General features: G+C 57.5%; 19 protein-coding genes and 1 tRNA gene. 2 read left to right on the top strand and 18 right to left on the bottom strand.

What is annotated here, in order from left to right; translation table 11 throughout:
• Window position 1: 1 nt before the first annotated feature.
• The 13 genes from pilM to ACNKH6_RS08370 all read right to left on the bottom strand — a co-directional run bounded on the left by pilM (window position 2) and on the right by ACNKH6_RS08370 (window position 16,561).
• Window positions 2–1,051, bottom strand: a complete 1,050-nt coding sequence (gene pilM / locus ACNKH6_RS08430) for a type IV pilus assembly protein PilM (protein WP_417915111.1) — start codon at window positions 1,049–1,051, stop codon at window positions 2–4.
• A 144-nt stretch (window positions 1,052–1,195) separates the two neighbouring features.
• Window positions 1,196–1,903 (bottom strand): transglycosylase SLT domain-containing protein, encoded by a 708-nt coding sequence (locus tag ACNKH6_RS08425; RefSeq protein WP_417915110.1) that lies wholly within the window; start codon window positions 1,901–1,903, stop codon window positions 1,196–1,198.
• Between the two features lie 31 nt (window positions 1,904–1,934).
• Window positions 1,935–2,579 carry a fructose-6-phosphate aldolase gene (gene fsa, locus ACNKH6_RS08420; RefSeq protein WP_417915109.1) on the bottom strand — a complete coding sequence of 215 codons (645 nt, stop codon included), beginning with the start codon at window positions 2,577–2,579 and terminating at the stop codon, window positions 1,935–1,937.
• Window positions 2,576–2,863, bottom strand: a complete 288-nt coding sequence (locus ACNKH6_RS08415) for a YHS domain-containing protein (protein ID WP_417915108.1) — start codon at window positions 2,861–2,863, stop codon at window positions 2,576–2,578. The genes fsa and ACNKH6_RS08415 overlap by 4 nt, the downstream gene beginning before the upstream one ends.
• 177 nt (window positions 2,864–3,040) lie before the next feature.
• Window positions 3,041–6,490 carry a transcription-repair coupling factor gene (mfd, locus tag ACNKH6_RS08410; RefSeq protein ID WP_417915107.1) on the bottom strand — a complete coding sequence of 1,150 codons (3,450 nt, stop codon included), beginning with the start codon at window positions 6,488–6,490 and terminating at the stop codon, window positions 3,041–3,043.
• A gap of 42 nt (window positions 6,491–6,532) precedes the next feature.
• Complete coding sequence (locus tag ACNKH6_RS08405; protein WP_417915106.1) at window positions 6,533–9,070, bottom strand: pentapeptide repeat-containing protein; 2,538 nt, start codon at window positions 9,068–9,070, stop codon at window positions 6,533–6,535.
• 187 nt (window positions 9,071–9,257) lie between these two features.
• On the bottom strand, window positions 9,258–10,859 hold the full coding sequence (locus ACNKH6_RS08400; protein ID WP_417915105.1) for a glucose-6-phosphate isomerase: 1,602 nt from the start codon (window positions 10,857–10,859) through the stop codon (window positions 9,258–9,260).
• 27 nt (window positions 10,860–10,886) lie between these two features.
• Complete coding sequence (gene rpe / locus ACNKH6_RS08395) at window positions 10,887–11,552, bottom strand: ribulose-phosphate 3-epimerase (protein ID WP_417915104.1); 666 nt, start codon at window positions 11,550–11,552, stop codon at window positions 10,887–10,889.
• Between the two features lie 193 nt (window positions 11,553–11,745).
• Window positions 11,746–13,710, bottom strand: coding sequence for a hypothetical protein (locus tag ACNKH6_RS08390; RefSeq protein ID WP_417915103.1), 1,965 nt, complete (start codon window positions 13,708–13,710; stop codon window positions 11,746–11,748).
• Window positions 13,711–13,822: 112 nt separating this feature from the next.
• Window positions 13,823–14,767: a nucleoside hydrolase gene (locus ACNKH6_RS08385; RefSeq protein ID WP_417915102.1), complete on the bottom strand. Its 945-nt coding sequence runs from the start codon at window positions 14,765–14,767 to the stop codon at window positions 13,823–13,825.
• Window positions 14,768–14,784: 17 nt separating this feature from the next.
• Window positions 14,785–15,207, bottom strand: coding sequence for an NUDIX domain-containing protein (locus ACNKH6_RS08380; protein ID WP_417915101.1), 423 nt, complete (start codon window positions 15,205–15,207; stop codon window positions 14,785–14,787).
• 15 nt (window positions 15,208–15,222) lie between these two features.
• A complete protein-coding gene (locus tag ACNKH6_RS08375) occupies window positions 15,223–15,816 on the bottom strand; it encodes a 5' nucleotidase, NT5C type (RefSeq protein ID WP_417915100.1) in 594 nt (197 codons plus the stop codon).
• On the bottom strand, window positions 15,797–16,561 hold the full coding sequence (locus tag ACNKH6_RS08370; protein ID WP_417915099.1) for a DNA-binding protein: 765 nt from the start codon (window positions 16,559–16,561) through the stop codon (window positions 15,797–15,799). The genes ACNKH6_RS08375 and ACNKH6_RS08370 overlap by 20 nt, the downstream gene beginning before the upstream one ends.
• Window positions 16,562–16,774: 213 nt before the next feature.
• Between ACNKH6_RS08370 and ACNKH6_RS08365 the strand changes: the two genes are divergently transcribed.
• On the top strand, window positions 16,775–17,332 hold the full coding sequence (locus ACNKH6_RS08365) for a hypothetical protein (protein WP_417915098.1): 558 nt from the start codon (window positions 16,775–16,777) through the stop codon (window positions 17,330–17,332).
• A 22-nt stretch (window positions 17,333–17,354) separates the two neighbouring features.
• On the top strand, window positions 17,355–18,164 hold the full coding sequence (locus ACNKH6_RS08360; protein ID WP_417915097.1) for an META domain-containing protein: 810 nt from the start codon (window positions 17,355–17,357) through the stop codon (window positions 18,162–18,164).
• A gap of 73 nt (window positions 18,165–18,237) precedes the next feature.
• Here ACNKH6_RS08360 and ACNKH6_RS08355 read toward each other — a convergent pair whose 3' ends face one another.
• The 5 genes from ACNKH6_RS08355 to ACNKH6_RS08335 form a co-directional block, all read right to left on the bottom strand.
• Entirely contained in the window at window positions 18,238–19,530 is a 1,293-nt protein-coding gene (locus ACNKH6_RS08355; RefSeq protein ID WP_417915096.1) for a hypothetical protein, read from the bottom strand.
• 229 nt (window positions 19,531–19,759) lie between these two features.
• A tRNA-Met gene (locus tag ACNKH6_RS08350) sits at window positions 19,760–19,836 on the bottom strand.
• A gap of 82 nt (window positions 19,837–19,918) precedes the next feature.
• Window positions 19,919–20,476, bottom strand: a complete 558-nt coding sequence (locus ACNKH6_RS08345) for a DUF1566 domain-containing protein (RefSeq protein ID WP_417915095.1) — start codon at window positions 20,474–20,476, stop codon at window positions 19,919–19,921.
• A 184-nt stretch (window positions 20,477–20,660) separates the two neighbouring features.
• Complete coding sequence (gene cmk, locus ACNKH6_RS08340; RefSeq protein WP_417915094.1) at window positions 20,661–21,371, bottom strand: (d)CMP kinase; 711 nt, start codon at window positions 21,369–21,371, stop codon at window positions 20,661–20,663.
• 111 nt (window positions 21,372–21,482) lie between these two features.
• On the bottom strand, window positions 21,483–23,053 hold a 1,571-nt coding region (locus ACNKH6_RS08335; protein WP_417915093.1), incomplete at its 5' end, for a CTP synthase.

The raw sequence follows: 23,053 nt of genomic DNA, 5'->3' as shown, positions 1-23,053 counted from the left end.
CTCAGAACTCCGCTGGACGAATGGCCAGTCCGGCTGCTATCGACATTTCCGGGGCAGCGACCTTCAAATATTCCATGTCGATTTTTTTATCTATTTTCATGCCCTCGAACGGATTGAAGTCAATCACCTCAAGCCCGGTTTCTTTCGCTAAATAATCGCGCAGCCCATGCACTTTCGAGCCGCCGCCGCTGAGAACAAGCGCAACCAGCGGCTTGCCGGGATTGTTATTGCCGTACATATCAATAGCTTTTTTTATTTCCAGAACCCAGCGGGTGCAGATGCGGGTGAATATGCCGTGCAGCTCCTCCAAATGTTCTTCTTGAGCGGCCTGCCGACCCAGCTTGATTTTTTCGGCATCTCCGTATTCAATCTCCAGCGTTTCCGCAATCTCTTGACTGATTTTATCGCTGCCGGCCGGCACATCGCGGGCAAGCACTGAGGTGCCGCCTACGATGATGTTGATGCTCATTTTTGAGGCTCCGATATCAACGAGGCAGACATTTTTTTCACTGCCTCCGACCGTGTTCCAGATATTCTCCAGCGCGAAGCCGTCCACATCAACCAGCACCGGCAGCAGCTTCATAGCTTGCAGCATGTCCAAGTATCTGTCCACCACCTCTTTTTTGGCGGCAACCAGCATGACCTCGCTGCGCTCGGTCTCGCTTTTGGACAGCTTGATTATTTGATGATCCAGATAAACTTCTTTAATATCAAAGGGTATATACTGTTCCGCCTCCTGCTGAAGGCGTTCTTCAAAAGCGGCCTGGCTCTCAATGTCTATATTGATTTTTTTAACAATCACCGAATAGCCAGAAATGGACAAGCCGACCCGTTTGTTGCTGATTTTTAAATTTTTAAGCAGCTCGGCGATAGCCGCAGCGACATCTTCCGCATCTTGCAGCACGCCGTCGTCCACCGCGCCGGGAGAAATGGCTGTGGCCCCAAGTGACTTCAGCTCGTAGCCGCCCTTGCGCACCCGCTCAATTTGGCAGATTTTCACCGCATGGGAGCCAATATCTATGCCGATGATGGGGATTTCCTTCTTTGCCATGTTCTGGTCATCAAAATAAAGTCTGCTTTATGCCGCTCCCGCTGCGAACCACGCATATGTACATATATAGCGCAGAAGATGAAAAAAAAGCAAGGGCAGTTTCAAAATTTTAATCAGACAACAAACAAAGGGAGAATTTTTCCCTCAATTAACCGTCACTAACTGCCGCACCCGGATGCTCGTCTTCGGCGGGACATAGGACGAATAATAATAGCCGCCCTGATAGCTGCGGTACTCTCGAATCACCTTGCCAACATAATCAACAGTTTCTGGAATCTGAGGAATGCCGCCGCTCCGCAGCACTTTGTTCGGCCCGGCATTGTAGGCGGCCAAACTGAGCTGGATGTTGCCGTTGAAATTATCCAGCATCTCGCGCAAATATCTGGTGCCGCCATAGATGTTCTGCCACGGATCAAACGGATCGTTGACATTGAGGTAGCGGGCTGTGCCCGGCATGAGCTGCATCAGCCCCTGCGCTCCCTTGGAGGAAACCGCATAACGGTTGAAGCCAGATTCCGTTTTAATCACCGCTTTGACCAAAAGCGGATCAACCTGATGCAGCCGCGCCGCCTGTTGAATGTGGTAGTCAAAACCGTTTGGCTCCACCGTTGTGCCAAAACGGAGCTGGCGGCGGTCAATTCGGTACACTTCAGGCGCGGTGGTGATCGTCAGGCGGGGCTGATTTGAAAAAACGCTGTAGTTCACCGGCTTGCAGCGTTTGTCGCCGGAAACGTTTGTGTAATGCACCACGCCGCGCTCATCGGTGTATTTGCAGATTTCCCCCTGCGCCTGCCCGGCGCAGGAGAGCAAGCTCGACATGACGGCAATGCGGAATAACACGCAGTTTTTCATAGCAGACACCTTGCCGGTCACTGATTTCAGGTTATTTCCGCCGCTTCTCCCAATCCGCAAGAAACTGCTCCATGCCGAGGTCAGTCAGCGGATGCCGGGCCAGCTGGGCGATGACTTTGTAGGGAATGGTGGCGATGTGTGCGCCAAGCAGCGCGGACTGAATCACGTGCATCGGGCTGCGCACTGAGGCGACGATCACTTCAGAGGTATAGCCATAGTTGCCGAATATGGTCATGATCTCATTGATCAGCGACATGCCTTCCTGAGCGATGTCATCTAAGCGGCCAACAAAGGGGCTGACATAGGCCGCGCCCGCCTTGGCCGCCAGCAGGGCTTGCGCAGGCGAGAAAATCAGGGTGACGTTGGTGCGGATGCCGTCCGCCGCCAGCCGCTTGACCGCCTTCAGCCCTTCCGCCGTCATCGGCACTTTGATGACGATATTTTTGTGCAATTTCGCCAGATCGCGGCCTTCGGCAACCATGCCGTCCGCCTCCAGGCTGATCACTTCAGCACTGATCGGGCCGTCCACCAAGGCGCAGATGTCAGCCAGTATCTCGTTGAAAGGCCGCTGCTCTTTGGAAATCAGAGAAGGATTGGTGGTCACGCCGTCCACCATGCCCAGCTCCAATCCTTTTTTTATTTCCTCGATATTGGCTGTGTCAATAAAAAACTTCATTCGTCCTGTCCTTTGGTTCCGCCCGTGAATGCGTCGCAGCAGGCTTCGCTGCAAAAATAATATGTTCTGCCGTCCTGCCGGAGCCGGACCGCCTGTTGTTTCGGAATGAGCACACCGCAGACCGGATCTTCCACCAAAACATCGGCGGCGGCTTCCTGTTTTTTCTGCTCGTCCTGCTGCTGCCGCAGCAGCTCGGCCTGAATTTTATCGCGCAGCTGACGGCGGAGCAGCCGCCAGAAGACGTAGAGCAGGCAGCCAAGAACAAGCAGGCGCAGCGGATTCATGCTGCCCCGCCTCCAGATGAACAAAGATAATTCATAAGATCATTATAGTCGGGGCAATGCAAAAGTCGAACCAATTTTTCTTTTCCGTCGCTCCGGCTCAATCGCTTTGATCGGAATATTCATAGGAGTTACGCGGTTGAAATACTACATTCAATATATCGCAACATTATTAAATTATTATAAAAATTCCAACACTGCATCGACCTGCCCGAACAAATTATCCTCGCTTTTCAATGCCACAACCAGCCGTCCGTCCGGCGTGAGGCGCACCGGGTCTGGGGCAGGCTTTTGGCCTTTCTTCAGCGGCTTGGCTGCCTGCTTGGGCCGGAAGCGTTCGACAAAGGCAATCAAGGTTTCCGGGGCAACTGCGGTGGATGCGCTGAAGCTGAAGACCAGCCCGGCAGGAGCCAGCTCCGCCTTGCTGATGCCGAGCTGGCGCAGCTGCTGCTTCAGGCCAAGCAATGCGAAGAGATTCTCCGCTTCCGGCGGCAGCGGGCCGAAGCGGTCGATGATCTCCTCCTTCAGGTCAGCGAGCTGCTCCGGCTGGGCGTTGCCTGCCGCTGCAAGCCGCCGGTAGAGCCGGTAGCGCAGGGCGGTTTCCTGCACATAGGCATCCGGGAGGAAGGCGGCCACGGGCAGCTTGACTTCCGGCTCCGGCAGCTGCTTGACCGGGCCGCCCTGCGCCGCCTGCTGCTTCAGCTCGGCCACGGTCTCTTGCAGCAGCTCAAGGTAGAGATCATAGCCGACTGCGGCGATGTGGCCGGACTGCGACACGCCGAGCAGGCTGCCGCCGCCGCGCAGCTGGAGGTCGTTCATGGCCAGCTTGAAGCCGCTGCCCAGCTCCGCGCAGTCCATCAGGGCGCGAAGACGCTGCTCGGCCTCGCTGGTCAATTGCTCCGGGTCCGGCACGAGCAGATAGGCGTAGGCCTGACGGCTGGCCCGGCCAACCCGCCCGCGCAGCTGGTAGATGTCTGCCAGGCCGATGCGGTCGGCGCGGTTGATGATGATGGTGTTGGCATTGGCGATGTCGAGGCCGGACTCGACGATGGTCGTGCAGACCAGCACATCAAGCTCATGGCTGATGAAGCTGACCATGATCTCTTCCAGCTCCGGGCCGGGCATCTGGCCGTGCGCCACAGCAATGCGGGCTGTCGGCACAAGCTGGCCCAGCCGCTCGGCAATGCCGTGGATGGACTGGATGCGGTTGTGAATAAAGAAGATCTGCCCGCCCCGCGCCAGCTCCTGCTGCACCGCCTCGCGGATGACCAAGTCATCCTTGCGGGCGAGAAAGGTCTTCACCGAGCGGCGGTGGCGCGGCGGACTGGAGATCACCGAAAGGTCGCGGATGCCGAGCAGGGACATCTGCAAGGTGCGCGGGATCGGCGTGGCGGTGAGCGTGAGCACGTCCACATCAGCCCGCAGCTTCTTCAGCCGCTCTTTGTGCGAGACCCCGAAGCGGTGCTCCTCGTCCACAATCAGCAGGCCGAGCTTGTGAAAAGAAAGCGTGTCCGAGAGCAGGCGGTGCGTGCCGACAATCAGGTTGATCTGGCCGGACTTGAGGCCCTCGCTGATCTGCCGCTGCTCTTTCGTTGAGCGGAAGCGGCTGGTGCAGGCCACTTCGATGTTGAAGCCCGCAAAGCGTTCGCGGAAGGTGGCGGCGTGCTGCTCGGCCAGAACGGTGGTTGGCACTAAGACCGCGACCTGATAGCCGTCCTCAATTACCTTGCAGGCCGCCCGCACCGCCACTTCCGTCTTGCCGTAGCCCACATCGCCGCAGACGAGCCGGTCCATCGGCTTGTTCGACATCAGGTCGCGGAGCACATCGTCAATCGCGGCAGCTTGGCCTTCCGTCTCATCATAGGGAAAGGACTCCGCCAGCTCTTTGTAGAGCGTGCCCGGCGGCTGGAAGCTGTGCCCCTGCCGCAGCTCGCGCTGGGCGTAGATGGCGAGCAGCTCCTGCGCCTTCTCCCAGACCGCCTCGGTGACTTTTTTCTTCGCCGTCTGCCAGCGTGCGGAGCCGAGCTTGTCCAGCTTGGGCTGCTCATCGCTGAGGCCCTGATAGCGGCTGACCAAGTGCAGCTGGTCAACCGGCACGTAGAGGCGGTCGCCGCCGAGGAATTCCAGCAAGAGGAAGTCGCCTCGCTGCCCGGCAAAGTCCATGTTGACCAAGCCTTGGAAGCTGGCCAGGCCGTGATCGCGGTGAACAGCGACCTCGCCGACCGTGATTTCATCCAGCGCAAGACCATCGCTCTGCGCGGCGCGGCCCTTCTTGCGGCGGCTTTGCGGGCCAAGCCGCTTCTCACCAAACAGCTCGGCGGCGGAAAGGATGTGCAGCCTTTCATCCGGCAGATCAAAGCCCTGCGAGAGCGGGTGCTCGACTAAGAGCAGCGCACCCTTCGGGCAGGCGCTCAGATCAAGCGGCGAAGCGGTCCGTCCCGGCTTGAGGCCGCAGCCCGCGAGCATTTCTTCGAGATGATCAGCTTGCAGGCTGGAACGGCAGGCAAGGATTGTAGTCTCACCCGCCCGCAGCCAAGCCGTCAGACGCTCGGCCAAAGGCGCGATCACGCCGCGCTGCTTGCGTTCAATCTCAATCTCCTGCCGCAGCGTGCCGTGGCCGCTGTCCTGCTGCGGTGCTGGGCAAAGATGGTGTTCGGAAATCTGCCGTTCCAGCTCAGTTTGGCTGAGGAAAAGGCGTTGCGGCGGCAGAGCGAAACCTTCGGCGGCAGCCTCAGTCCGGTTGTGCTCAATCCGCTCCCAGAGCAGACTGATTTTCTGGCGGACAGCTTCCGGCTCCTGCACCACGCAGACCGCGCCGGGCGGGAGATAATCAAACAAGGTCTGCGGCTCTGGGCAGACCAAGGGCAGGAGGAATTCAATGCCGGGAAAGCGGCTTTGCTCGCCAAGCTGGCGCAGCGCGTCGGCATTGCTGAAGCCGAAGCTCTCGGCGCGGGCGGCCAGCTCCTGCCGCCACGTCTCGCTGCGGGGAAAGAGGATGTCCGAAGCAGGCAGGATGACCGCCTCGTCCAGCTCTTCCTCGGAACGCTGCGTGAGCGGGTCAATCACCCGAATGGCTTCGATCAGGCCGTCGGAAAAGCTGAGGCGCAAGGCCTTGCCGTCCAGCTCAGGACGATACGGCGGAGGAAAAATGTCAATAATGCCGTCGCGCACAGCCACGTCGCCTGGCTGCTGGACGAGTTCGCAGCTCTGATAGCCGTTGCGGAGCAGCGCGGCCAGCAGGCTGTCGCGGTCGCAGCTTTCGCAGGCCATGACGAATTCGCAGCAACCAGCAAAAAGCTGACCCGGCAGCACCCGCCGCAAGACCGCCTCCGCTGAAGCGAGAAGGATGCAGGGCTGACTGCGTTCATGGAGGAAGTGCAGCGCGGCGATGCGGGCCGCAACCGTGGCCGGATCAGGGGCCAAGCGGGCGTAAGGCGGAATCTCAAAGGCTGGATAGACCAGCACCGGCGCGGTGGTGAAAAGGCTGATGTCCCGCGCCAATGGTTCAAGCTGCTCGTCCGCCGGAACGATGCAGCAGACGGTCTCCCGTCGTTCCGCCTGGAGACGGGCGAGGAGCAGGGCGGTGCTGCCGTGGTTCATGTTTTGCTGCTGCTCAGGAAATTGCTGCATGGTGATTTGCATTTCGTGGTAGGGGCACGACATGTCGTACCCCTACTTCTTCTCCAAAATGGTGCCTGTGAGAATGGCATCCGTCAAATCCGCTCCCTCCAGATTGGCCCCTTCAAGTTTTGCGTATTGCAAATTAGCCCCACCAAGATGAGCTTTTTCAAGATGTGCTCCACTCAAGTTTGCGTGTACAAAAATTGAATAGGATAAGTCCGCACCTTCAAGACGTGACATAGTAAAGTTTGCCTGTATAAAATTCTGCGAGTAAAGCTGATAGCCAGATAAATCTAAGAATCCTAACCAGATTACACGACCAGTCATCCCTTTTACCCGCGAAACCCATGCTCCAAAGGCAAACTTCGATTCCAATTCCAGTTTTGAAACGTGCTTGGTCAGTTCAGCAATATGAAAATGTACGGCCAGTAAAGACTTCTCCGTATTCCAAGCCAAACGCAGATGGCTCTTAAAGCCTTTACTCAAAAATTCATCAGGAAAAGGGAGGCCATGATTGATGGTGTAACTCAGCAATTCACGCATCATGTTTTGCAAGGCCAGCAGTTCCTGCTGCGTCATGCCCCTGAACTCGTTGCTGATAAAGCGCAGCAGGTCATCATCCATATCCGTAGCTGCGCAAAAGGCAGTCCACTGCTGCAAGGCATCCTTTTCCGACCAGCCGTCATCCGGGTCTTCCTGCCGCCGCCTGCGCTGCTTCTCCATCTGCCGCAAGAGGCGGACGATGCGCAGGGCAGTCAGGTATTCGCCAAAGCTCTTGTGGGTGAATTCAAAGGTCGGGTCGCCGTCTTGGCGGTGCTCGCTCTGCCGGAAGTAGAAGGCGGTGAGCAGGCGGGTCACGCCCGCTTTTGCTCCTTCTTGGAACCGCTCCAAATAGCGTTCAATGCCGCCTGTTTTGCATTTCGCCCGAATCCCGGCAACCGTGGCGGTGCGCCCGTCTCCATGCCATACCGCCAGAGCGATTTCCTCCAAAACTCGGAGAAAGTCACGCTCCTCCAGCCCGCCCGCACAAGCACTTACCCGGCCTCCCTCGTCGTACTGGCGGCAATAGACCGCCTTGATCAGGTCGGCATAAATTTTATTCAGCGTGGTCTCGTCGCTGAACGTGATGGTCTGGCGGTCATAGCTGAGAGCGACCAAGTAATTGAGCAACGGCTGGGCCGTGATCTCATCCAGATGCTCCCGCGCTAAATCCGCAGGCAGGCCCGCATAGTCTTTGCCCGCAGCCTCGGCGTACTGCCGCCACCATCGCTGCCGCTGGTCTTCGGCAAGCCGCTTGTCCGGGTCGTGGTATTGCTCGCGCTCCTCTTCGGCAATGAAATACGGCAGCACATGACTGATCTGCTTAGGCTCACGCAGCTTGGCTGCCACTTCCTGCACCGCAATGGTCCGCCCGGTGATGATGACTTGCCGTTGCAGCCCTTGGCTGTTACCCTCGTGGATACGGCGCAGCACTTCGTCCACAAAGTTGCAAGCTGTCTCCAAGGCGGCCTTGCCTTGCTGGGCCAGCTCGTCCAAACCGTCAAAGATGAGCAGCAGCCGGTTTTTGCCGTCCTTGGCCGCGAGCGGATTGCCGGACAGGAAACGGTTGTTCCTGATATGGCTCTCCATTGCTGTGATCAGATTGTCCGTGGCATCAAAGAGATGCAGGGGAATGTACAGGCAGGGGATGTCGGTTTCTTTGGCAATCCGGGCGGCAAAGAGCTTGGCAAAAGTGGACTTTCCCGAACCTGGCCCGCCGCTGATGAAACGCACTGCCGGGCCGTCCGCGAAATTGTGCAGCCAAGCGCGGAATTCCTCTTCCAAATCCACCACAATCCGCTTGGCTGTGTCCCGCTGCGGCGCAAGCTCCGGGCCGCGTTCTTCGTCGCGCTCCTTTTCCTCGTAATAGGCCCGCAGCGGCACATAGACCTTTTCCACACCAAAGGCTTCGGCAAACATCCGGTCGCTGATCTGGCGTTGCAGCCATTGCTTGTAGAGCTGCCAGCCCTGCGCCTCTTCCGTGGCCTTGGTGAACGGCGTGTCGAAATGATTCCGCAGCTCGGCGTAGTCCAGCGGAGCCTTGCGCCATGTTTCATGCAGGGCAAAGACAAAGTAATCCGGCAGACGGCAGGCGATCTGTTCGGCATCCGCTTGCTTGGCACCAAGTCCTTGCAGCCAAGCAGCCAACGGGCCTTGCAAATTCTTCAGCAAAGGCAGCTCGTCAGGCCGGTCAAAAAACTGTGGGCTGATCGTTACTTCCGCTTTGCCCATTTCCTCTTCAAAGCGGGCGGAAAGCGTCTCCAGCTCTTCTTCCTGCGGGCAATTGCGGAAGAGGTCAGCGTAGTTTTTCACCAGCTCAAAAAGAGCGGCTTCCAGCGAGCGGGAAATGAGCAGCCAAGCCAGCTCGTTGGGCTTGTCGCGCAAACCGGCAGCATCAACGGTATCTAAAGCGGCTTCAGCAACACCGCCGAAGTCAAGCGACACACCTTTCAGAGCTGCTTTCACAACGCCTTGCAGAAACTTCCTTGGCTCAAGGCTGATGCTTTTATTCCAAACGGAAACCGGCTTGGTGATGTTCACAGGAGTCACGCAGCTACATGCATCAAGCATGTGATTGATGTAGGGGCGAAAAATTTTTCGCCCCTACTACTGTTTATGCAAGCGGTCTTAGGTGAAGGAAAGGACATTTTGGTATGGCTTCAACAACCATCTTGGATGGGTATTGCCGGGGCAGCGTAGGGGCGGTTCGCGAACCGCCCTTACAAGTCACCCAGCGTCAAGCAGCCATGCCCGCCGCTTGCAGCAGGCTGCTCTCCGGCGCGTCCGGGCTGAGTTCCTTCCCGCCCGCCATGACTCCAAGCAGGCGGTCGGCCAGCAGCTTGCCGAGCTGCACGCCCTCTTGGTCAAAGGAATTGATGTTCCAGCAGAAGCCTTGAAAGGCGATGCGGTGTTCATAGAGGGCCAGCAGCGCGCCCATTGCATAGGGCGTGAGCTGCTCGGCGATCAGCACCAAGCTGGGGCGATTGCCGGCAAAATGCTTGTTCGGGTTCTCGTGCTCGCGGCCCTGCGCCAAGGCCAGCGACTGTGCCAGCATGTTGGCTGCCAGCTTCTGCTGCGACGTGGTTCCATTCACGGTGATGTCACTGCCATGCTGCGAACGGCGGAAGCCAATGAACTCCGCCGGGACGATCTCCGTGCCTTGGTGCAGGAGCTGATAGAAGGCGTGTTGGCCGTTGGTGCCCGGCTCGCCCCAGACTATGGGGCCGGTCTTCCAGGTGACTGGCGTGCCGGTGCGGCTGACCTGCTTGCCGTTGCTCTCCATGTCGCACTGCTGGAGATGGGCCGGAAAGCGCAGCAGGGCTTGGCTGTAGGGCAGCACCGCCACGGTGTTGCAGCCGAGGAAGTTGCGGTTCCAAATGCCAAGCAGAGCCATCAATAACGGCAGATTTGCGCGGATGTCGGGCTGCTCGGCGGCCTTGTCCATCTCGTGCGCCCCGCGCAGCACCTCAATAAAGGCATCATAGCCCAAGGCAAAGCCCAGCGTCACCCCGCCGACCATCGAGGTGGCGGAATAGCGCCCGCCGATGTAGTCGTACATGTGGAAGGCGGCGAGATAGCGGGCTGGGTCATCCATGAGGCTGCCCGCGCCTGTCACCGCGACCATGTGACGGAGCGGATTCAGGCCCGCCTTAGCCAAGGCCGTGCGAACCAGCTCCTCGTTGGTGCGGGTCTCCAAGGTCGTGCCGCTCTTGGACACCACATTAACCAGCGTGCGGGAGAGGTCAAGGCTGGCGAGCACGGCGGCTGCGTCGTCAGGGTCAACATTGGCGATGAAGGCTGCCTTGCGTCCGGGCAAGCGGTACTTTTCCAAGGCCACATACAGGGCGCGGGGTCCAAGATCAGAACCGCCTATGCCCACTTGCAGCATCGTGGTGAAGGGCTGGCCGTGCTCGTTGCAGACAGCACCGCTGTCCACGTCCGCGAGAAAGCTCTTCAGGCGGGCAAGCTGCTCTTTAGCCTGGGCAGTGGCTGCCGGTGCAAGAGGCGCATCGCTGAAGATGTCGCGGCTGGCGGTGTGCAGCACCTGCCGCTCCTCGCTGGCATGGCCGATGATGCGGTTCATCACCGCGCCGCTCTTCATGGCCTGGAACTGCGCCAGCAGCCCGGCCTCATCCGCCAGCTCCTGCAAGGCAGCCAGTACGTTGTCGTCAATGCGCTGGGCAGCGTAAAGCAGATCAAAGCCGCAGGCCGAGGCTTTGTAGTTGGCGATCCGTTCCGGCGGTAAACTGTCAGGCCGGGCAAGGTTGTACGGTGAGCGGGCCAGCTCCGCCAGCCGCTGGACTGCCTTCAGGTCGGCAAAATCCTTCCACGTTGTCATGCTGTCTCCTCCTTTTTGCGCAGCAAATTAGTTGAACCCGGCCAGCTGCTTCATCTTGCGGATCACTGCCGCATAATCCGGCTGCCCGTAAATGGCTGAACCAGCAACAAAGATGTTGGCCCCGGCCTCAGCCATCGCCTTGATCGTCTTCGGGCTGATGCCGCCATCAATCTCAATGCCCGCCGCCGGGTTGACCTCATCCAGCATGGCCCGCAGCTTGCGGCACTTGCCTAGCGTGGACTCAATGAAGGACTGGCCGCCGAAGCCTGGGTTGACGCTCATCAGCATGACAAGGTCAACATCTTCAAGCACATACTCCAGCGCAGAAAGCGGCGTGGCCGGGTTGAGCACCGCGCCCGCCTTCTTGCCCAGCTTGCGGATGGCGTGCAGCGTGCGGTGCAGATGGACGCAGGCCTCGGCATGGACGGTGATCCAATCGGCCCCGGCTTCAGCGAAATCCTGAATGTATTTGTCCGGGTCAGTGATCATCAGATGCACATCCAGCGGCAGCTTGGTCGCCCGCCGCGCTGCCCGCACTACCAGCGGGCCAATGGTGATGGCCGGGACAAAGTGCCCGTCCATCACGTCAATGTGGATCACTTCAGCCCCGGCGGCCTCGACCGCCTTGATTTCCTCGCCTAAGCGGGAGAAGTCGGCAGAAAGGATGGAGGGGGCGATCATCAGCTTCTTCATAAGAAATTTCACCGGCAGAAATATTAAAAGGAATATCTTTAGGAGTTACGCAGTTGAATTTGCAACTCGTTGATTTTGTTCAACTGGCAGCTCGCGTAGCTAAAATGTAACTTGCTGTAATTATTTAGCTTCATATTTCAACTGCGTAACTCCTAATCTTGATGATATTTTTGTTTTCTTGTCATTTGTCTGCTCAAGCATTTTGCTTTGGATTATCCGTCCTCCACTGTTGAAAATCCAGTAGGACAAAGGCGGGTAAAAACAGCAGACCGAAATAGAGAAAATAATAGTAGCGCCAGTTGAATATTTGCAGATAAACCAAAGGCAATGCGCCTGCCAGCAGCATCGCTCCTAATATTCCTGTGTTCGGCAGCCAGCGGAAGCACAGAGTCAGCAGCGGCAGCAGGGCCAGCAGCCAGACTGGATTCCACATCAGCCAGAGCCAAGGCTTTGTATAACTCCATTCGTAGAGCTGCATTGCCGTGTTCCGTAGCTGGGGAAAAACAGGCTTGCTTTGCTGATACGGATACACATCCCACCAGCCAGAATGAAGCAAAAACCACCATGCTTGCCGGTCGTGCATATAATAATGAAATTTATCTGCCTGTGGCGCATCAATATCTAAGACTGTCAGATAATCCCGTGCAGTCCGTTTCAGATCATTGCTGATACTTGAAACTTGCACCATTCCAGCATACCACCTGACCGTTTTTGTAAAAAAACCTTCATGTTGATTATGAGCGGACTGCCGCAATGCTACAAAGCCAATTGCTGTCGTGAGCACCAGTATGGCAAGCACAGGAAGAGCCTTTTTCAGGGGCACTAAGCGCAAAAGCAGCAAAAGAACTGGCAGCACAGCTAAATAAACAATCCCGTTATGTCGAATCAGCCCTACTGCCAGACCAAGCAGAAGCAAGGCGGCACCGCGCTGCTTAGTCCAGCGCAAACGGTTTTCTTTTTCTGCCTGCCGCAATTTGGCCAGCGTCACTGCCCAACATACAATCAGCACAGCAAAAGGAATATCCTTCCACAGCGCAGTGGTATAGACACAAACTGGCACCGCGCCCAGCACGAGCAGCAGCCAGCACAGCGTGATTTGTATCGCCACCCCGCGCCGAAGCAGCCAGAGTCCGCTCCATGCGAGCAAAAGACTGGTCACGACAACTTGGCTGACCGACACTACAGCAGGATTGCTCCAGATGTGACGCAGGTATTTGTACAGAATGACGTTCAGCAAAGGATGGTCGTTTAAATACACATCCGGCAACAGGGCGGCCCGCCAAATTTTCATGGAATCCACGGACATTACGCCAGGCCAGAACGCAGCCAGCCATGCGCCTAAAACGGTCAGGCTGGTTGCGAACATCAGCCAGAACCAAGGCCGCTGCTCACGCAGGAACATGCTGCGCAGACCGCCAATTTCCTGTGCAAGCCGAAACAGGGATGTCAGCAGCCAAGTTGAAAATAAGGCGAAGAAAATTTGCTGGGCAAATTGGAGAGGATGAAAAAAGGAATGCATTCCCTCTAACGGCTGCTCAAAACGAATTTTGCCGTGTTCTGCACGTTTATTTTGCAGCAGATTTGCAATCTGTCCTTTGCCATGCAGTTCAACTGCTGTCAGGCTGGCATTACCGGTGCTGAGTTCCAGCAAACGCACGGGATAGCGCGGCAAATCAACTGTCAGCGCGAATGAGCCGTCTGGCTGTAGCAGCCAATAATCAAATTGCTTGAATTTTGCCTCAACATTGGCCATATACAGATCAAATTCTGTCCTTTTGCCATTGACCTCCACAAAGGCTACGCCAGAATTGGAATCCGTGTGAAAACGGAACGCGACATGTGACTGCGCTGGCAGCTTGAAGGCAAGCGAAGATTGCTCCTGCAAATGCAGTTCGCCGTCAGCAAAGACAGGCGGCTTGGCAAATTCATCCAGCTTGATTTCTGTGCCGTCAACCAGCACGGCAGAACAGACCGCGCCTGCGCTTGAGGATGCGGAATTTTTACGACCTGTTGTCCCGATAACCACGCTGATTTGGCCATCCTGCGGATGAACATCTGGCTGAAACAGCCGCTGTTCATAGTCATTGAAGCCTGCGCCGCTGTCCCAGCGCACCGTGATGGCCGGGCTGCCGCCTGCCGTATGACCACGCAATATCAAGTTGGCTGGTTCTTGCCAACCTGTGCCGAAAATAAAATATAAAAGAATAAGGAGAAAAAAAACTGCTTGCAGGAACAATTTGGAAGAGAGGCAGGACGACACGGTCAATATCCTATGGCAGCATAAGCTGTTCCAGTCGTGCGGCAATTTTCGCCGAATCGCCGCGCTGAACAAGATAAGCATGACGACCGTTTTTTTCATTCAGCCAACGATTGCTGCCATCCTCGCTGACAGCGTTGCTGCCGTGAATCTTCGACCAAAAAGGGATTTGCTCTCCATTAGCCGTCATCACCGCATAATACACCGCGATTTGATCCCAGCTTGGGCGGCCTGCCAGCTTGTTGTGCAGCTCGTAGCTGCGGCGGATCGGGTTGTTTTCCGGCAGGCGGCGCAAGGCCGCGCCGGTGACAATATCCTTGCCCAGCTCAAATCCGGCAAAAATTATCGGTGTCGGCCAATGCGCGGCCACATAGGCTGCCGCTTCAGCGTCGCGGTGAAAATTCCATTCCCGACCGGAAGGATATTGACCGCCCATGCAGACTAACCGGGCCGTTTTCCGGCGCACCAGCTCCTGTCCGTCCAAAGGAGAAACTGCATCCGGCTTGGATTGCAGCAGATTGCGCAGGTTGGTCAGATAGCCGACGCTGACGACAGTCACGCTTTGATCGGGTTGCGCGGCAAGTGTGCGCCGGTAGAGCTGAACAGCATCAGGGGCAGCGGCAGGACGGCGGGAGAAGGCCTCAGCCACAGCGCGGGTGTAGGCGGATTCATCCTGCACCGCGCCGTCCGCCGCCTTGCCAACCGGAATTTCAGGCCGCCCGAACCACGCATTGACCGCTTGCAAGCAAGGAACGCTCCACGGGTTGCCGGATGAAACCATCATTGCAAGAATGTTCACCTTGCCCTGCGCAGCCAAATTGTGGAGCACGGCTGCTGCACCTACATCGTCGGCATCAGAGGAAAAATCTGTGTCTAAAATCAGCAGCGGCGGTCTTGCGCTTATTTCTCTGCCGCAACCGGGCAGCGTCATCGTCCACAGGACGAAAACAAACGTCAACGCCGCTGCAGCCCGCATCAATACGCCCCGCTGAAATAATCAGCCAGAATCTGGGCGTGGTCAAAGGCCAGCGGCGGCAGGGTGTCGCGGCGGAAAATTTTCGCCTGCAAGGCATCATCCAAGCCCTGCGGTTCGCCCTCGGCCTTGGCGATGAAGACGGTGGAGGCGGTGTGCAGCCGTTTGTCGCGGTCGGGATTGGAATAGGTATGGAACTGGCGGAGCAGCGTGACCTCCAAGCCGGTCTCTTCCTTGGCCTCGCGCACCGCTGCCTGCTCGAAGCTCTCGCCGTAATCCACAAAACCGCCGGGCAAGGCCCAGCCGTGCGGTGGATTTTTCCGCTCAATCAGAACAATGCCCTGCGGCAGTTCAATGATGATGTCAACGGTCGGCACTGGATTGCGGTGCGACGGCAGTTCATATCCGCAGCGGCTGCATTGCATGGCGGCATTCCTCCTTCACAGACAGAGCTTGCGGATTTCCTGCCACGAGCTGACCGCAGGCAGATGGCGGCAGTGCTGGTTCCACGGCTGGCGGAAAACCAGCGGCTGAATGCCTGCGGCGTGGAGCTGCTGGCAGGTTTCGGCCCGGTCGTCAATAAACCAGTCCAGCCCTTGGGCGAGAATGTGGCGCGGCTTGTCGTCGTGATCGCCCATCGCCACCACCCGCACAGCCTGCAAGGCCGACGGCGGCAGATGATGGGCGAACCAGTCCAGCACCGGCTCAAGCAGAGGCCGGGCCGTGACCACTGTCACTGTTCCCGCGCGTTCGGCCAGCTCGCTGATCACCTCCAGCGCGCCGGGCATGGGCCGCAGGGCAGTGCTGAGGGAATCTTGCAGAATGCTGCCGAAAATGGCAGCGGCGGTCGCAGCTGACATGTCCAAGCAGCACTCGACCTCAAAGCGGGTGATGTCCTCCAAGCGGAAGCCGCAGAGGCCGTGCTCCTCGCAGGCGAGCCGCAGAAAGGCCTCCGCCGTGTCGGCGATCACCCCGTCAAAATCAAAGCCGAGCCGGGCCGGATCAACCGGCGGCTTATTTGCTGATTTTGGCATCCTCGATGATCGCCACGTAGCGGTAGCCCGCGCCGAAGTCCTTGTCTTTGCTGAGAACGCCCTCAACCATCACTACAGCGTCTTTGGCCGCTGTCTCCGAGGTGGTGACAACTAAGTCATGGGTATTTTTCATCGGATCACCGCTGCCGTCTTGCAGATGAATCCAGTTTTTGCCCATGATCTGCGGTGTGAATTTGACCACCTTGCCGCGCACTTTCACCGGCTTGCCATTCAGCTTCTCAGCTTCAGCGAAGCATTGCTCGACCGTGCGGCCATTCTCTCCTTCTGCCTTCTCGACCTTCACCTCGCCCGCAGGCACCACCGCCCGCGCTGAACCGCCGGACAAGGTTTCCAGCGTGGCCGCGTCCACCGGCTTGTGTGTGCCGCCTTCGGGTGCTGCTGCCCCTTCTTCAGCGAGACCGGACGAAAAAACAACGCTGTCGAATTTTTTATTTAATGCCTTTGACTCAAAATCTTTCATCACCATGCCAGGCTGGAGCGAGACGGTCTGGCCAACCTTAATGTCGGCTGCCGGAATGGCCGCCCAAATTTTTTCCTGCCCATCCTCGACCAGCAGGTAGGTGTAGTCGGCCCCGGACATGCTTTCCAGCACTTTTCCTTTGACTGCTTTCTGCGCAGGCGCGGCAGCCTCGGCGGCAACGGGAGCCTGTTTCGTCTCTTCTGCCGCAGCAGGCACGGCAAGCAGCAGGGTCAGCAGGACAGCAGCAATATGTCTGGTATTCATTGGCATGTCTCCTTGCGCGAATGAGGAAGGATGGAAGACCGCTGGGCGGCCTCGTGTTTCTGTGCTCTGTATTTATAGAAAATTGTCCGGCACCTGTCAACAGAACCCGGCGGCGGCGCGCAGTTTGCGATTGTTTTTCAGGCAGAACATAGTATAACATCGTCCAGCCGCCCGCTTCCGATCGGAAAAAAAGCTCATAACCAAAGGGTCATCATGCGTCCAGCCGCCTTTTTCCTTGCTGTTTTTATCCTGCTTCCCTGCTCTGTTGCCGCGCAGATGATGCCGCCCTATAACCCGCTGACGTTCATGCAGTTTGCCGCTAAAGTGGAAAGCGTCAACACCCTGCGGAACCCCAAAAGCGGCGGCATCGGCCTGCATCTGTTCGCCCGGGATCTGTTTTCCAATTTATATCTGATTCATGTCTGCCCGCAGTGGTATGCGGACAACCATCCTGAACAATTCGCCTTCAAGCCGGGTGAGCAGATTATTGTCTCCGGCTCACGGTTCGCCACTGGCCTGACTCCAAACAACATTCTTGCCGCGACGGTCGTCAATTGCTCCCGCAATTATCTTGAGCTGCGGGTCAGAAATCCGCAGACCGGCGGCGCACTGTGGAACAATCAGCCAGACAATTTGCTTGAGCGGATCACGGAAATTCAACGAAAGCTCTTTTCACAACAATCGCAGCTACTCCGCCGCCAAGTGAAAGACAAAATCATGAGCGGAGCAAACGACAGCCCCTTCCCCTTGTCGGCCCAAATGGCGCACTGAACCACGTCCCGCATCCAACGTTATGACCACCCGGAAATGTTCTGCCCTTGCCGCCGCCCTTGCTGTCGCTTTGCTGTTTGGCGGCTGTTCCTCGAAAAAAAAGCCTGCAGCCCCGTCCGTTCCTCCGGCTGAAGGGCCGGGCAGCAGCTTGAACGGCACGACCTGGCTGCTGGAGACGCTGCGCGGCCAAACCGCCAAACCCGGCTGCACGGTCAATTTTGATCAAGGACAGGCCAGAGGTTCGGCAGGCTGCAACAGCTATCTCGGCCCGTATCTTGAGGGGGAGAAAGGCAAGTTTCACCTGGAACTGGCGGTAATGACGAAGAAACAATGCGAGCCGCCGGAAATCATGCTGCAGGAGCAGAAATTTGTCGAAGCGGTGCAGGCAGCTGCATCCTTTGCTGCCGCCGGAGACAAGCTGACCTTGCAGGATGCGAAGGGCGCGGCGGTGGCGGTGTTTACAAAGCAAAACCAAGAGTTGCGCGGCACGGCGTGGCAGCTTCTCCGGTGCAGCAACGGCCAAGGCGGCATGACCGAGGTGTTCAGCAAGGGCCGGGCATTGACCGCTGTTTTCAGTGCTGACGGCCAGTTCAGCGGTTTTGGCGGCTGCAATCAGTATTTGGCCAATTACACTGCGCCATCATCCACCAGAGCGTTCAGCTTTGAAATGATTCTGATGGACACCAAGCAATGCCCCCCGGACACCCTGATGGAGCAAGAGGGAAACTTCATGGCCGCGCTCTACGCCGCAGCATCATATCGCATTGAAGGTGACACGCTGACCTTAAGCGACGCAGAAGGAAAACCGGAAGTGGTGTTCCGCAGGAACTGATTGCCGCGCAAAAAGAAACGGCAGGGAATATCCCCTGCCGTCCATGACTATCTGCTTGCGGGCAGCGAGCGCGTCACTCGATCTTGTAGCCGCATTTCAGGGTGGCATGATAGACGCAGCTCTGTTTTGTCGGATCCCACGACGGCCCTTTTTCGATTTCGCTGGCGACATTGTACAGCTCCACCTTTTTGACCGATGGACGGCGACTACCCTTCTGTTTTTGCTCCTCGGCCCATGCCTCGCATTTATCCCAAGCCTCGTTGCGGATGCGCGGCTTGCCGCAGTTGGTGATGCCGCTTCCTTCAATGGAAAGCAGCTCAGACCAGCGCAGGCCGTCACCGAACAAATCATTGAGATCGTGTCCGTCAGCTTTGCCTTTGCCCTTCTGCTGCATGGTGCCAGCAGAATGCTCGACAACAGAAATGGCGGTGCTGTACCCACAGGACACTTTCGCGTCAAAAACGCAGCTTGGATTGGGATCATTCGCAACCGGCTTGCCAGTCACGACATTGACATCTGACACTTTGATATCCCGGACTTCAGGCTTCACGGCAACGCCTTTCTGGCCTTTTTTCTTTTCCGCCCAAGCCTCGCAGATTTCCCACGCTTCTCCGGCAATATAGGATTCGCCGCAGTTGGTGATGCCTTTGCCTTTCAGGCTGAGTTTATCAGACCACTTGATTTCATTCTTCAAGGCCGAAACCACAGCCCCGACTCTCTTGTTCAGGGAGGCTTGATCCTGGTCGCTGCCGCCCTGCGGCATTCCGCCAACACCGGCTTGGTTGAGGGCAAGCTGCACCTCCGGTGTGATCAGCAGCGATGGCGGCGCGCCGACCACCTCAGGCGTGGACGACGCAGGTGACTTTTCTGGCTGCGGCGCAGGTTTGTCTGCTGCCGCTGTCGTGTCTTTTTTCAGTCCGACTTCGCAGTCAGCAGTTTTCGCCTTCTGCTCTTCCGGTTCGGCATCACCGCAGCTTTCAGCATCAGCCAGCTTTTTCAACTTGCTTTTTTGGGATAATTTCAGCTTCTGCGCCGCTGTAATTTTTTCCATGCTGTAACCGCATTTCACACTGGCGCGGAAATTGCAGTTCAACTTCGGATTCCATGAAGGGCCTTTGTCATTTTCAACGGCGATATTGTACAATTCAATATCTTCCACATTCGGCTTCTCGTTGCCTTTGATGCTTTTATTGGCCCAATCCTCACATCTGTCCCATGCTTCATTGGTAATGCGCGTCTTGCCGCAGTTGGTCGCGCCTGTTCCTTTCAGATAAAGCACTCCTGACCATTTTAAATCTTTGCCGAAGCTGACTGCTGGCAAAACAAGCATCAGCACGCCGCATGATGTCAAGAAAATTTTTCTCATAATCTCCTCCCAGCAATGTAAACAGCTCTGCCCTGCCTCCGTTTGCCATGATAACATCATTATAAAGAAAAGCCTTGCGCAGGTCAAACTTTTTCCTCGCCGCATCAGCAAGATGCGGAAAACAGGCGGGCATTCCGTGTTACGGCACGGTCGCTGACAATTTTTCGGCTGAAACAAAAAAGGGGGCTATAAAAGCATAGCTGCTTATATAGCCCCCGGCAATTCTTTATGGTAGCGGGGACCGGATTTGAACCGATGACCTTCGGGTTATGAGCCCGACGAGCTACCAGACTGCTCCACCCCGCGACATGTGGCGAATACTATACCGCGCCGGGCGGCCTCTGTCAACAAGGAAATATCCGAACGGCACCCGCTGCTGCCGATTTTTTTACTGCTGCGGCTGCGCTTTTTGGTGGCCGCGCACTGGCAGCACGTTGAAGCTGTTCATTTGAAAGGCATAGCTGTCTATGCCATAACTGAGGCTGACGTAAAAGGCGTAGTCGGGATACAGGTCGCCTTTGGTTGAGGACCAATAATATCCTGGCTGAAGACCGCTAAAGGCTGCCCCGGCGGGCCACGGTTCTTTTTTGCTGATATCTTGGGCAATGGCGATCAAACCTTCCCGGTCAGGAAGCCGCCAGTCGCCTGCCTTGGAGCCGTCTTTCAGGCCGCAGAAGCCGTCAGCCAGTTTGCCTGCGGCTATGCGAGCATCAGACCATGAACGGGTGTTTCGACCGCCGTTCCGGTCGCCCTCGAAGAAGATGCCGCAGCTGGCATTTTTCAGCCAGATCAAACCAGTGCTGCTGTCCGTCAGCGTGCCGTCCCCATTGTCCTTGAAGCGCGATTGCTGCGGTTTTGCTGTAGCAGGCGGATTTTCTTTCTGCTGCATGGCTTGGTCAGTGCTTCTGTTGATCAAGTCCTTGAGCGGCTGGATCCAATCAGACAAGGCAGTATCCGCACAGCACAGCAGAAGCAGGCAAGCGAGAGCAGCAGGGTGCGAAAAAAATCCTTTCATTTTGTCTCAGCTAAAGTGAACATGCGAACAGCAATAGCAGAGCATAGCCGCTTGTCGGCATTTTTCAAGAGAAAAGAAAAAAATCTGCCGCATGAGCTGCATTCATCATTCACTATCAGGATGCCTGTCTGACCACCGCCAGCATCCGCGCCGCCACCTCGTCCGCTGTCATATTTGAAGCATCGATCAGCACTGCATCCGCAGCCATGCGCAGCGGGGCAATGGTGCGTTCGCGGTCGTTGCGGTCGCGCTCGATGATCTGGGCGAGGATTGCCGCCTCATCCGGCACCGCCTGCCCCTTGGCGCGGAGCTGCCCGACCCGCCTTCTGCACCGTTCCTCCGGCGGCGCGTCCAAGTAGAACTTCCAGGCCGCAGCTGGGAAGACCACGGTGCCGGTGTCGCGTCCCTCAGCGACGATCTCCCCTGCCCTGCCCATCGCCTGCTGGAGCGCGGTCAGTTTGGCCCGCACTGCCGGAAGTGCTGAGACCTGCGAGGCCATCATCCCGGCTTCCGGGCTGCGGACAGCCGCGCTGATGTCCTCGCCATTCGCCATGACCCGCACGTCGTCGCTCTCGTGCAGCGGCGGCAGCAGACGGATGTCGAGCCGTGCCAGCAGTGCAGCCAGAGCCGCCGCATCTTCCAAGCTGATGCCCTCCTTCCTGCACTGCACGCCGACCGCCCGGTACATCGCGCCAGTGTCTAAATATGTCCAGCCCAAGGCCGCCGCAACTTTGCGGCTGACCGTGGACTTGCCCACGCCTGAAGGGCCGTCAATCGTGACCACCCTCAGCCGCTCCGCTCCGCCCGCAACCATTGCCTCCTCCATAGATGAACCTCTTCAGGCTGGCCGTATGAACCACTTCATACGGCTGACATGAACCTCTTCATATTGTTCGCATGATACGCTTCATACGAACAGCATGAACCTCTTCATATTTCATGGCTGATGAGCGAGGGCCGCCGCGATGAAGGCCCGGAAGAGCGGATGCGGCAGCATGGGCTTGGACTTGAACTCAGGGTGGAACTGGCAGCCGAGGAACCACGGATGCCCGCCCAGCTCGACGATCTCCACCAGACTGCCGTCCGGCGAGGAGCCGCTGATGATCAGCCCTGCCTGCTCCAGCCGCTCGCGGTAGAGCGTGTTGAATTCATAGCGGTGTCTGTGGCGTTCGCTGATCTCGCTCTGAGCGTAGGCGGCATGGGCGAGGCTGTTTTCCTTGAGGACGCATGGGTAGGCACCGAGGCGCAATGTCCCGCCCATGTCGGAACGCTCATCCCTCGTTTCCGTCCTGCCGCTGCGGAAATCAAACCACTCCTTCATCAGATAAATGACCGGATGGGCCGTGGCCGGGTTCAGCTCGACCGAATCCGCTCCCTCAAGCCCAGCGACATTGCGGGCGAATTCCACCACCGCAAGCTGCATTCCCAAACAGATGCCGAAGAAGGGTATCTTATTCTCGCGGGCATGGCGGATAGCCCTGATCTTCCCTTCCGTGCCCCGGCTGCCAAAGCCTCCGGGCACTAATATGCCGTCGCAATTTGCCAGCTCGTTGACAGAACCGCCGCCTTCCAGATCATCCGCCGCGATGTAGCGCAGATTGACCTTGGCATCGCAGGCCAGGCCGCCGTGAATCAATGCCTCGTGCAGGCTTTTGTACGCCTCTTTCAGCTCGACATATTTGCCGGTGATGCCGATGGTCACGCTGCGCGAGGGACTCTTGCTCCGCCTGACCAGATCCTGCCACGGCTTGATGTTCGGCGCGCCGGTCCAGATGCCCAGCTTCTGGAGGATGCGGTGGTCGGCTCCCTCCTCATGCAGGCGCAAAGGCAGCTCGTAGATGTTCTCCACATCCACGGCAGTGAAGACCGCTTCCGCCTCGATGTTGCAGAAGAGGCCGATCTTCTTCTTCACCCCTGCGTCCAAGGCGGTTTCGGTGCGGCAGATGAGAATGTCGGGCTGAATGCCTGCGGACAGCAGCTCCTTGACAGAGTGCTGCGTCGGCTTGGTCTTGATCTCCCCGGCGGCCTTGATGAACGGAACCAATGTCAGGTGGATGAACAGGGAGTAGTCACGGCCCAGGTCGCCCCGCAGCTGGCGGATGGCCTCGATGAAAGGCAGGCCCTCAATGTCGCCGACCGTGCCGCCGATCTCGACTATCGCCACGTCCGCCATGCCGTCCAACTGCATGACCGAGCGTTTGATTTCATCGGTGATATGCGGAATCATCTGCACGGTGCCGCCAAGATACTCGCCGCGCCGCTCCTTCATGATCACCGAGTAATATATCCGGCCAGAGGTGTAGTTGTTGATCCGGCCCATGACCGCCTTGGTGTAGCGCTCATAGTGGCCCATGTCGAGGTCGGTCTCCGCGCCGTCGTCGGTGACATAGACCTCGCCGTGCTGGAAGGGATTCATCGTCCCAGGGTCAACATTTATATAGGGGTCGAGCTTCTGGAAGGTGACGCTCATGCCCCTGCTTTCGAGCAGAGCGCCGATGGAGGCTGCGG

Source organism: Candidatus Electronema sp. JM (assembly GCF_048287415.1).
GTDB lineage: Bacteria > Desulfobacterota > Desulfobulbia > Desulfobulbales > Desulfobulbaceae > Electronema.
Note: the sequence above shows the minus strand (reverse complement) of the source record. Positions and strands in the feature narration are given on the sequence as shown.